7 protein-coding genes are annotated in these 12,902 nt (G+C 42.6%); 3 read left to right on the top strand and 4 right to left on the bottom strand.

The annotated features are described in order from the left end of the window. Positions 1-215: 215 nt before the first annotated feature. The 3 genes from DK846_RS04230 to DK846_RS04220 all read left to right on the top strand — a co-directional run bounded on the left by DK846_RS04230 (position 216) and on the right by DK846_RS04220 (position 5,117). Positions 216-2,390, top strand: a complete 2,175-nt coding sequence (locus DK846_RS04230) for a PAS domain S-box protein (RefSeq protein WP_109967643.1) — start codon at positions 216-218, stop codon at positions 2,388-2,390. A 129-nt stretch (positions 2,391-2,519) separates the two neighbouring features. Beyond that, complete coding sequence (locus DK846_RS04225) at positions 2,520-3,212, top strand: hypothetical protein (protein WP_146201119.1); 693 nt, start codon at positions 2,520-2,522, stop codon at positions 3,210-3,212. A 96-nt stretch (positions 3,213-3,308) separates the two neighbouring features. Continuing rightward, positions 3,309-5,117 (top strand): KUP/HAK/KT family potassium transporter, encoded by a 1,809-nt coding sequence (locus tag DK846_RS04220; RefSeq protein WP_109967641.1) that lies wholly within the window; start codon positions 3,309-3,311, stop codon positions 5,115-5,117. A gap of 45 nt (positions 5,118-5,162) precedes the next feature. On the opposite strand, the gene DK846_RS04215 is transcribed toward DK846_RS04220, so the two are convergent. From DK846_RS04215 to DK846_RS04200, 4 genes are all read right to left on the bottom strand, one after another. After that, positions 5,163-7,112: a DUF4118 domain-containing protein gene (locus DK846_RS04215; RefSeq protein ID WP_109967640.1), complete on the bottom strand. Its 1,950-nt coding sequence runs from the start codon at positions 7,110-7,112 to the stop codon at positions 5,163-5,165. Between the two features lie 4 nt (positions 7,113-7,116). Beyond that, complete coding sequence (kdpB, locus tag DK846_RS04210; protein ID WP_109967639.1) at positions 7,117-9,222, bottom strand: potassium-transporting ATPase subunit KdpB; 2,106 nt, start codon at positions 9,220-9,222, stop codon at positions 7,117-7,119. Beyond that, positions 9,215-11,629, bottom strand: a complete 2,415-nt coding sequence (gene kdpA / locus DK846_RS04205) for a potassium-transporting ATPase subunit KdpA (RefSeq protein WP_109967638.1) — start codon at positions 11,627-11,629, stop codon at positions 9,215-9,217. The genes kdpB and kdpA overlap by 8 nt, the downstream gene beginning before the upstream one ends. Positions 11,630-11,971: 342 nt before the next feature. Next, entirely contained in the window at positions 11,972-12,790 is an 819-nt protein-coding gene (locus DK846_RS04200) for a hypothetical protein (protein WP_109967637.1), read from the bottom strand. Between the last annotated feature and the right edge of the window lie 112 nt (positions 12,791-12,902).

Here is a 12,902-nt window from a genome sequence, read left to right as displayed (position 1 = left end):
TTGAGAGATGAGGATATTTGGATTTATGAGTATTTCCGGATGATAAGACTTTTCACTCATCCTCTTTGATCTTACAATGATAAGGTTATAATTGTAAATCTTTTTGAATTTATCATTTATACTATCCAGTCCTCTATTATCTATCTATACACCACGGTCTGTGTCTTGAAAAATAGGAAAAAGAACAATTACCCTTCACATCACCGAATGGTTTCATGGATAAGAAGATAGAAGAAGAACGTACCAGTATTCTTCGTGTTTTGGATAGGGAAAATTTCTGTATATCCATATCAACTATAGCTTTACATACGGGGATTAACCGTCATGCTGTTGCCCGCCATATGGATTCACTGGAAATGCTTGGAAAGGTTAGGAAACTGGATGTAGGAAGGGCAAAAAAGTATCTGTTGGTAAAAAAAATACCTGAATACGGGCTCATTGATATCAGTACAGATTTTATTTTTATTGTCAATCCCCAATTATCAGTTCAATATCTCAATGAATCAGCCGCCCGTCATTTTAAAACTTCTTTGCAGGAATGTATCGGAAAAGATATCAGGGTTCTAAAATTTCCTCTGTTATTGCATCGTGATTTTATCAAAACGATCAATTCATTTACCTATGAAAAATCAGAGAAGGTAACTCTGCAGGATGATAATGGATCCTGGTTTGAGATAACCCTCCTTGGATTTTCTCTTCTTGCGGCTCCGAATCAGATAGCGATAATCTGTACAGATATTACTGATAAAAAAAGAGCTGAAATAGAACTTAAAATTGCCCAGGAGAAATATATTTTCGCATTTCGTGCCTCTCCTGACGGAGTGGTAATGAGAGATATTGAAACCGGTGAAATTCTTGAAGCTAATCCATCCTACTGCCGGATAATCGGGTACCCATTGCATGAAATTATCGGTAAAACTCCTGTTGATCTTGATCTTTTTGAATCTCCTGGCTACCATACAATCATAACTCAGAAAATTATTCAAAGTCAGTTGGCAGAACACCGGTATGAATTACGTGTACGGAGAAAATCTGGAGAATTAATTGATGTATCCTGTTCAGCATGTATCATTCATCTTCCAAATCGCGATTGTCTGCTTATTTTGACCAGGGATATCAGTGAACAAAAGAGGACTGAGGAAAAAATACGTACAAGTGAAAAATTGTACCGTTTGCTTGCTGATAATACCCAGGATGTAATATGGACACTTGATCCGGTTACATTTTCATTTACTTATATTAGTCCATCGATAAAACGTCTTATTGGATTATCTCCTGAGATTGTAATAAAAAAGAAAATCCAGGAGATTATTACACCTGAATCGTATCTTCGAATAACAGTTAAATTACCATATTTCATGAGGTCTCACATGGATGGAAGAAATCCATCCTACTGCCGGCTTCGAATATATTATTCCGGGATTGATGGAACAGTAATTCCGACTGAAGCTGCAATATCTTTTGTAAAAAACTCTACCGGTGAAATCATACAGATTCTTGGGGTCTGCAGAGACATTTCCTTGCATCTGGAAATTTTAAAGAAATTAAGAAGAAGTGAACAGCACTATAAACTGCTGGCTGAATCGGTCAAGGATGTTGTTTGGATATTGGATCCAGTGTATCGTACTCTCAGGTATATCAGTCCGTCTGTCACAAAATTACTTGGCTGGACTCCATCTGAACTCTATCAAATGGAGTTAGAAGACATTATTTCACCTGATATGGTAGATTTTTTTATTTCGGAATGTTCACGCCGGTATGCGTTATATCTTGAAAATGATAGTAAACAATATTATACGAATGAATTGAAAATCCTCACAAAAAATGGAACTTTTTTGTGGACAGAAATTAATTCCCATACTTCAAGAGATGAAGAGACCGGTGCAGTGGAGATCATCGGAATATCAAGAGATATTACAGATAAAAAGATTCTCAATCAGGTACTTGCCGATAATGAAGCCCAATTCAAACTTATTTTTAATAATATGGGCGATGTCTTCTGGACTTTCGATCTTACTACGCATAAGGTAACATACATAAGCCCATATATCCTGAATTTGCGTGGATATAATCCGAATGAGATCTTAGGTCGAACATTAGATGAATTGTATTCTATGAATTACTTATCTAAAGATGATACCCATATCCTAAAAATTAAAGAACAGATAATAAAATTTCAAGGCGGTGATGAATCTGCTCGAAATATAAGGATTTCAACAATCTACAGACATCGAAGTGGTAATCTTATAAATGGAGATGTTTGTATTTCACTCATTGCTGATAATAATAGAAATGTTACACAAATAATCGGAGTTTTACGTGAAATTTCTGATCAAAAGGATCAAGATTCTCTTCCCACTGGATCCTTCGAACTTCCTGATAAGTTTTAAAAATCCAAACCGAAAATTATCTCATTCATGACGTATTTGGTAAAAAATTTCATCTTTCACCAGAATATTTTTCAGAGTTCATGATTGAAAGACCACCAGAGATATATCCGCATTGATCAAGGATATATCATGGCTGCACTTTTTGACATACGCTCACCTGAAGAAAATCCGGTTCAGATAATATCACTCATCGGAATTATCCTGCTCCTTGTATTCTATTCTGATATTTCAACTCCACTTGGATTGATGACATGGATACTCTATTTTATCCCGCTCGTCATGACCCTGTATCTTCGATGGCAGTATAGCCCCTTTGTAGTGACCGGGATTTCCATCCTTTTTATAATAGTCAGTTTTTTCTTCTCACCCCGGGACATGTCAGAATTTTATGCTCTGGTAAACCGGAGTTTCTTCTGTCTGCTCCTCATCGTTCTTGCGTCTCTTATCTGGAGTAATAAAAGAAGGGTGTCGTTTCTTCAGATTAGTAAAGATAAGTTCCAGGCCATTGTGGAATCCTCGCCCCTTTCCATCATAATCATCACGGGTGAAGATGTCCGATATATCAATCCGGCAGGATTGGATCTGATTACCGGTGATTCACAGCCGGGATCTGTAGATTTCTGGATACACTTGTTTAGTCCTGATAATTATGAGATGATCCGATCAGGCATCATGAAAGCCAGAGAAGGGGCAATGATTGAACTTTCTGATCTGAAATTTGGAATAAGGGAATCAAAAAACCAGATTGCTGATCTTTGGATTAAAGAAGTTGTGTGGGACAAAACTTCGGCGATCCAGTTGATCATAAGAATTCAGACATGATACTCCTGAATTGTGGTAATATTATAAGTATGTGGTAATAATCAGTGTCTGAAACCAGAGTCCATTTATTCTATAGATTGAAATACTGAGGTGGATATGATACAACCACCTCCTCTTCCCTCAATATTAAAATCAATCGGTCTGGTCTTCGGAGATATCGGAACAAGTCCAATATACACTCTCGCTTCTCTCTACCTTGTTGTAAAGCCAACGACAAGTCATATCTTTGGTACGATATCCCTGATATTCTGGACCTTGATTATCCTTGTATCATTACAATATGCTATTCTTGCGATGCGTCTCTCCAGTAATGGTGAAGGTGGAACCATTGTGCTCAAGGAACTTCTTCTGCCAATGGTCAAGAGCAAGTTTGGTATTCTTGCTGTTACGATCATTACTTTTGCCGGAGTCTCTCTGATGATAGGAGACTGCGTCATCACTCCGGCGATTAGTATTCTCTCTGCTGTTGAGGGTATCAAACTCATTCCGGGCTGGGCAGGGATATCAGAGGGAACGCTCGTAATGCTTGCCATCCTCATATCGATTGGATTATTCTGGTTTCAAAAACGAGGTACCGATAAAGTAGGAAAAACATTTGGGCCGGTCATGATCATCTGGTTTGTATCTCTTGCTGTTTTTGGTTTAATATCTATTATCCGGACACCAGAGATCCTCCTTGCACTCAGTCCCACACATGCACTCCTGTTTATAATGCAGGATCCTGACAAAGCGTTCCTTTCTCTTTCGCTCATAATTCTCTGTGCAACCGGAGGAGAAGCATTGTTTGCAGATATGGGTCACCTCGGGAGAGAACCGATTCGATGGGCATGGCTTATTGTTCTTGTTGCTTTGACCCTGGTATATCTTGGTCAGGGGGCCTTTCTCATCAGAAACGGCCCGGTTGATAACCCGTTTTTTGGGTTGATTATAAGTGAAGCAGCAATATTGTATATTCCGTTCCTGTTCCTGACAGTGATGGCAACAGTGATTGCATCCCAGGCAGTCATAAGCGGAATCTTCTCTGTTATTTACCAGGCTATCAATACTCATCTCCTTCCAAGACTTCCAATAGACTATACCTCATCAGAACTGCGAACTCAGATCTATATCAACATTGTAAACTGGGGATTATGTATTGCTGTCATTTTCATGCTCGTTATCTTCGGCTCATCAGAAAGGCTTGCGGCTGCATACGGGATTGCAGTCAGCGGAACGATGCTGATTACCGGGGTGATGATGAGTACCATATTCCTGTACAGACGCCAGTTTTTACCGGTTATCCTCTCAATATTTGTAACCTGTGTAGACCTGATCTTCTTCCTCTCACTTCTGCATAAGATTCCGGTAGGAGGATACTGGTCACTTGTTATTGCGGCAATCCCGTTCTCTATCTTTGTAATCTTTACCGAAGGGCAGAAGGTTTTGTACCGGGGTCTCAACCCGATGGATAACGGGGTATTTATGAAAAAGTTTGAGGACCGGTACACCCATTATCCAAAATTACCAGGTACTGCAGTCTTTTTCGCCCAGTCGATGGATCATATTCCGGCATATATGACCCGGACGATGTTTATTCATGGGATAATCTACAAGGACAACGTCATCATTTCTGTCAGGCCAAAAGAAGAGGCCTATGGTGTGAGCTGGCATCTCAAGGAGATAAGGCCCGGACTTCGGTCTCTTTCTATAGAGTATGGGTACATGCAGGTCATTCATCTTCTTTCCATTATCAGGCAGGTTGGGATAGAAGAGACCACGGTTTTTTACGGAATGGAAGAGATCGTCACGAACAATATTATCTGGAAGATATATGCTGTGATCAAGCGGCTTTCACCATCGTTTGTCCAGTATTACCGCCTGCCACCTGACCGGGTTCATGGTGTTGTAACACGGCTTGAGATGTGAGATCAGAATATTCCTGATCTGATAAAAAAATGGAAGGGATATTGTTTATCCTTTTTCAAACCGTTCAATAGCCAGTCCAGTCAGATCGGTGAATAATTCAAGCATTCTTCCTTCATCAGGAGAAATGACACCTTCCACTTCATCGGGTTTAACACCAAGAACCCCAAGCACTTTTTTTCTGCTTCGTATTGGGATAAACCGGAGCCGGGATGCATGAAGAGTATCTGTGTCATACCCGACAATGGCATTTTTTGAAAAAGCCCATTGCGCTATAGATATTTCATCATCAGTGATGTGTAATGCATGGGAAGACCCTTTGACTACCAGAGTTTTAGATTCGGGCATGAGGATTACAGCCTGCCAGTTAAAGTTCTCTTCTATCTTGAGAATTACAGCAGAGAGTACAGATTTAATATCTGATGCACCTGTCAGGTTTTTTGCAAGCCGGTATAATGCAGCATTTTCTTCCTCTCTGTGATGTGCTGATTTTGCATAATCCTGAGCCTTTGAAATAAGAATACTGACGACAATTCCGACCAGGATCATTCCAAAGAAGGTGATAATATACTGGGTATCTGATACTCTGAAGGTATAATATGGTGGAACTAAAAAGAAATCAAACATCAGAACACCGATGATCGATGTAAAGATTGCGAGATTAAGTCCCCGCCTGAATGCTGCAATAACAACAACCATCAGGTAGAACATGATGAGGTTGGTCTGTGAGATGTAATTTTTCAGAAGTTCTCCGCAGATGGTTACAATACTTACAAGAACCAGACTTTCAAGATATTTTCCCGGTAAGGTTACCGGAAGGATGGATTCATCGGAGTACGAAATGTTTTCTTTGATCCTATCGCCACTGCTGATTACATATACATCGATATCTCCGCTTTTGTGGATCATCTGATCCACGATAGATCCGAATAAGATTTCTTTCCATCGTGTCCTGAGCGTTTTACCGATGACTATCCGTGTAATATTATTCTTTTTAGCATACTCAATCAGGGTATCCGGGATATTAAGTCCAAATATCGTTTCTGTCTTCCCACCGAGACTTTCTGCAAGTTTTACAGTCTTCCAGATCTGTTCCCTGGACTTATTAGATAACCGATGATGCATCGGTGTTTCGACATATACTGCTCTCCAGTCTGTGTTCAAACGATCTGCCTGACGTTTTGTGGTTCTGACCAGTTTTTCTGAGAGGGGACTTGGTCCGATTGAGACGAGAAGATGTTCTGAGGTTGCCCACGGCCCGGGAATAGACCGGGTCTGCATGTACTCAAACATCTGGGTATCAACACGGTCTGCGGTCTTGCGAAGAGAGAGTTCACGAAGTGCAAAAAGATTTCCTTCATTAAAAAACTGTTCTATCGCACGGGAAGCCATATCTGGGACATAGACCTTCCCTTCTGCAAGCCTGGACTGCAGCTCAGCAGGTGGAATATCCATCAGTTCTATCTCATCGGCAAGGTCTATTATTCGATCCGGAACAGTTTCATGAACAACGATTGAGGTTATTTTGGCAACAACATCCCGTAAACTTTCTACATGTTGAATATTTAGAGTGGTATAAACATCAATTCCCGCAGCAAGAAGTTCTTCAACATCCTGGTATCGTTTTGTATGTCTGAAAGTAGGAGGATTGGTATGGGCAAGTTCGTCAACTAAAACAAGAGCGGGATGTAATGCTAAAATGGCATCGATATCCATTTCGTACAGGATGGTTGACTTGTATTGAACTGCTACCCTGTCAATGATGGGAAGGCCATCCAGTAAAGCATCTGTCTCTGATCTCCCATGCGTCTCAACATACCCGATTCTGACATCGATACCCTCAGCAAGGCGGTCATGAGCTGCTTTGAGCATTCCGTAGGTTTTTCCTACTCCTGCAGCGTAACCAAGAAAAATTTTTAATTTCCCGGTTGTTTCCTTCTTTTCTTCTTTTTGAATTTGAGAGAGAAGGAGATCTGGATCAGGTCTGCCATCATCCATTATGTTATCCCATGCCTGCCAGAATCAGAATGAGATCAATAATTTTTATTCCAATAAACGGAGCAATTACTCCACCGAGTCCATAGATGAGGATATTATTTCGGAGTGCCTCATCTGCTGAAAGTGGTTTGTAGGTGACTCCCCTGAGGGCCAGGGGGATCAGAGCAACAATGATAAGTGCATTAAAGATCACAGCCGAGAGAATTGCCTGATGAAGGTCCATAATATTGAGAGCTGCAAGTGCAGGGTACGTTCCCACAAATGCAGCAGGAATTATGGCAAAATATTTCGCGATATCATTGGCAATGCTGAAAGTTGTCAGTGAACCCCGGGTCATAAGGAGTTGTTTTCCAATCTCCACAATCTCGATTAGTTTGGTAGGGTTACTGTCAAGGTCAACCATATTGGCAGCTTCACGAGCCGGCTGTGTACCGGTATTCATTGCAACTGCCACATCTGCCTGTGCTAAGGCCGGAGCATCATTGGTTCCGTCCCCGGTCATTGCAACAAGTCGTCCTCCGTTCTGGTACTCACGAATGAGGTGAAGTTTACTTTCAGGTGTCGCTTCAGCAAGGAAATCATCGACTCCTGCCTCGGCAGCAATTGTTGCAGCCGTGAGCCGGTTGTCTCCGGTTATCATAATTGTCTTGATTCCCATATGACGGAGTTGAGCAAATCTCTCCTTTATTCCACCTTTTACAATATCTTTCAGATAAATGACACCGAGTGCTTTTCCATTCTTTGTTACTACCAGCGGTGTTCCCCCGGCACGTGAGATCGCATCCACCTTTGAGATAAGTTCGTCAGAGACCGGTCTGCCTTTCTCTTTCATGTATGCGTACACGGCTTCAGCAGATCCTTTCCTGATTTCGTTACCATTGATATCAACCCCGCTCATCCGTGTCTGACTTGAGAAGGGTATGAATTTCATTTCAGGCGAATCGTCATGAGCACCAACAGTTCTTCCCCGAAGACCGTACTGGTTTTTTACCAGGACTACGATGCTCCGACCTTCAGGTGTTTCATCAGCCAGGGAAGCGAGTTGTGCAATTTCAGCGAGGTCAGATAGATCTGTTCCATCTACAGCGATGAGTTCTACCGCTTCACGGTTTCCAAGGGTAATCGTTCCGGTTTTGTCGAGAAGCAGTACATCTACGTCTCCGGCAGCTTCAATCGCCCGACCGGAAGTGGTGATTACATTTCTTCTGATGAGCCGGTCCATACCTGCAATTCCGATGGCACTGAGAAGACCTCCGATAGTTGTCGGAGCCAGGCAGACCAGCAGGGCAATCAGGATTGTTGCACTGACTACTGTACCGGTTCCGGCAGCCCTGACACTGTATAAAGAGAATGCATACAGTGTTGCACAGACACAGATGAAGATAACAGTCAGACTGATGAGGAGAATGTTGAGAGCAATTTCATTTGGTGTCTTCTGGCGTTTCGCTCCTTCTATCAGGGATATCATCTTGTCAAGAAATCCTTCGCCAGGATTTGCTGTCACTCTGACGATCAGCCAGTCTGAAAGAATTGTTGTGCCACCTGTGACGGCACTCCTGTCACCTCCAGCTTCTCTGATTACCGGTGCACTTTCCCCGGTGATTGCACTCTCATTTACTGATGCAATACCCTGGACAATCTCACCATCAACAGGAATGAGATCTCCTGCTGCAACAAAGAACAGATCATCTTTGTGTAGTTTGCTTGATGATATCTCATCAATAATCTCATTTTCCGGAGGAGTTGTCTGCCCGAGTTTGTATTGAGTAGGAAGACGCTTTGCAGCAGTATCCTGCCTCATCTGGCGTAATGCCTGGGCTTGTGCTTTTCCTCTCCCTTCTGCCAGAGCTTCAGCGAAGTTTGCAAAGATAACCGTGAACCAGAGCCAGATTGAGATCAATCCGATAAATATGGCTGATTCATCACTTAACTTTAGAACAGCCATCAGCCAGAAAATCGTCGTTAACGCACTTCCGATCTCAACAACGAACATGACTGTGTTTTTAACCATGAGACGGGGGTCAAGTTTTATAAACGACTCCTGTATGGCTCTGATATAGAGATCACGCGATGATGATGTATTCCGTTTCTGGTGACCAGTTTCAGACATGCATCATCCCTCCCTGAACAAGAAATTCTGCTATCGGACCAAGTGCCAGGGCTGGAAGGAAACTGAGAACTCCAATACTTACGATGACAAATACGAGCCAGATAATAAAGAGAGGACGGTGATCCTGAAGTGTTCCTCCTGATGGGGGGACAGTTTTCTTCTGGACAAATGATCCGGCTAATGCAAGAAGGAGGATGAGCATCGGATATCTTCCTATTATCATGGCAAGAGCAAGAGCACAGTTGTAAAACAACGTGTTTGCACTCAGGCCTCCAAATGCACTGCCGTTATTTCCGACAGCCGAGGAGAAAGCATATAAAATCTCTGTAAAACCATGAGCACCTGGATTAAGTATTGAAAACGTTCCCGCTGTTGTCACAACTGCGATGGCAGTTCCGACAAGGATGGCCACGATTGGAATGAGAATGACAACAGCTGCCAGAGTCATTTCAGGTGGTTCAATCTTCTTTCCCAGATATTCCGGAGTCCTCCCAACCATCAGCCCGGCGATAAACATGGCGATGATGACATACACGATCATTACACCAAGGCCGGATCCGACTCCTCCAAAGACGATCTCTCCGAACTGGATCATCATGAGTGGAACCAACCCACCGAGTGGGGTGAATGAGTCATGCATAGCGTTTACTGCACCACATGAGGTAGCAGTCGTGGAAACGGCAAAGAGGGCACTGTGAAGTACTCCGAAACGTACTTCTTTTCCTTCCATGTTTCCACCCGGTTGAATAGCACTTGCTGTTTGATCGATACCAAGTTGAGAAAAGAATGGATTGGTGCTCTGTTCTGCAGAGTAACAGAGGCCAACCAATGGGATGAAGATGATGACCATAGCGATGAGCAGGGCAATCCCTTTCTTTATCGATCCAATCATGCTTCCAAAGGTGTAACATAGTCCTGCAGGGATGAGAAGAAGGGCGATAATTTCTAAAATATCTGACAGAGGGGTCGGGTTTTCATATGGGTGAGCTGAATTTGCATTAAAATAGCCACCACCATTAGTGCCCAGGAGTTTAATAGCAATCTGTGATGCTGCAGGTCCCTGGGGAATAACCTGAGTCGAAGCAACGACTGAACCATTATCAGTAAGAGGATCAAGGAGTTGAATCTCAACCGGTGCGTTGAAATTCTGAATTGTTCCCTGTGATACCAGGATAAGGGAGAGGATGATGCTGAGAGGCAGCAGAATCCATACACTTCTTATGAGAAGTACCCAGAAATTTCCGATGGTTTCTGCTTCTCTCCGGGAAAATCCATAAATCAACGCCACAAGGACTGCCATTCCGGTAGCGGCAGAAATAAAATTCTGAACGGTAAGGCCAAGCATCTGTGTCAGATAACTGAGAGTTGTCTCACCAGCATATGCCTGCCAGTTGGTGTTGGTTGCAAAGCTGACTGCAGTATTGAGAGAAAGATCCGGAGCGACAGGACCCAGATTCAGAGGATTTAGTGGAAGATACTGCTGGATCTGCTGAAGAAGGAATACAACGATGATACCCAGAAGGTTGAAGATAATCAGGGCGATGGCAAATGTTTTGTAATCCATCTCATCATCTGGTCTGATTCCGGCTTTGGCTAATATCCAGGTTTCGGTGGTTCTGAATATCCGGAATATTCCGGATGATTTACCCTGGTACATCTCAACCATGTATCTGCCCACCGGAACAACCAGGGCAAAGAGGAGAATAAAAAAGATAGCGAACTGAATCCAGTCTGTTCCCCTGATACCGAAGATGACTGGTGTTTTATCAGAAATTTTTTCTGATGAGGAAATGATGCTGTGATCTCCGGACTCCTGATATGAGTCCAATGCCTGGTTCAAAGCCAGAACATTGACCCTGCTCTCACCAAGTATCCCATACTGAGGTCCTTGAATATGCTGATTTACAAGTGCCGTAAGTTCCCGGGCGTCAATACCACGTGCTTTTGCAACTCTTTGAATCTGGTAATACGCTGATGCAACGCTAATATCTGGATCCAGTCCACTCGCTGAAGATGTTATGAGATCTACAGGAATAAGAGTGGCAGCATTGAGAGATTTAGCCTGCATATCCTGGACTGAAGAGGTCATCCTTTCCAGATAGGCCGGATTGGTCGGACCATAATTTGAACCTGATGACAAGCTCGAATTGTACGACGGTGAAGTAGCAGATAGACGTGACCAGAAATACTTCTCTGAAGTAAATGGCTGTCCGATCAGGTCTGATCCGGTATGATGGTTATGAAGATCATATAAACTCCCGTTGGCCTGCCATGGGAAGAATATCATAGCAAGTCCGGTAACCAGGAGCGGATAGGCGATTCCGGTAATGATCGTGAGCAGTACAAAGATCGTGATGGCAGGTTTAATCTGCCTTAATATGTGGGGGGTTTTCGGATTGAGATACACTCAACTCAACTCATATCGAGATTTTTCTGCGACAATTACCGGTATCCTCGATCGGTAATAATAAGTTTCCTCTTTGCATATGGAAGTCCTTGCAAAATCAGGCAAGATACTTTTATTTTTAAAGATTTTTTACAGGACTGTTCTGCAGAGGTTAACGCGGTAAAATTGCATTGACTCTCATGCCCATGAGTAGTATTTAGTTTCATTTACACTACCCGCACCGCAATTGAAATCCAGTTTTTTTATGAGAGGGACTGGGATATGACTCTCTTAGAAATTGAAGAACCTGATATCTCTAAAAAAGAAATAAAAAAAAGGAAACCAAGATGCCAGAGGGCTGGATTAAACCCGCAGTCCTGAGGTATACCCAAACGATTTCTGGAAGTTTTTAATTCCGCCACTTACTGAAGATGAATCTTTCCAGGTATTTGTGGCTGATGTCTTGTTCCAGTTATCTCCTGAAGTATCCCTGGCTTCCATGATGCTTCCAGCAAATTCTGTCTTTACGATTGCATCTGCATAACCGGATCCTGAATTGGTGTCTGGTGTTACAGCAATCTGGTAGTTGAGAGTAGCCGGTGTGTTCGCATTCTCTGCAACTGCCCTTACTCCTCCTTTCGAGGAGATCTGTGCACTGTTTACGTTTATCAGACTACTCTTTGCAGTTACAATGTTACAGAATGATGGCAGACCGGATCCAAGTCCCTGTGAGAATACACATCTGATGGCATCATCTGATGTTGAATTCCTACCAGCAACCGAGAGTGTGTACTCTTCTTCACCAACGAGGTGAGAACCGTCAATTCCTGAATATGTCATAACTTTCTGGGTTTCAAGGTTATTGGTACCCACTGTCTGATCGCCTGAATCGAAATCAACTCTCTTATTCATCATGAGATGTCCACCATTGGTCATGGTCGAATCATGATAACTGACATCAGCTACAGATTGTCCGGGTGCCAGGATTCCCGTAGGTATGGCCCCTGGAGAAGCAATTACCCACGATAAGGACGTGCTGTCAGAGACATACCCAACAACGTCTATAACAGTTGTTATTGAGAACATCTGGTTTTCAGGAGTCTGGTTTGGCAGCCAGTCTGCTGTAACCCCTCCGGTTGCAAAAAGCAACGATATTATTCCGATATATAATATATTTCGCATATAGTTACCCCACCTGTCCACCACGACAGATATCTGAGTTATTTTTAATAGGAGTTTATAATTAGTTTCTTATTGAACTGAGAAAAAACAGATGAGAGTTCAAAAAACGGTA

Origin of the sequence: Methanospirillum lacunae, from assembly GCF_003173355.1 — an archaeon.
In the GTDB taxonomy this organism is placed as follows: Archaea; Halobacteriota; Methanomicrobia; order Methanomicrobiales; family Methanospirillaceae; genus Methanospirillum; species Methanospirillum lacunae.
The sequence above is the reverse complement of the archived record's forward strand: the minus strand, read 5'-3'. Positions and strand labels throughout refer to the sequence as shown.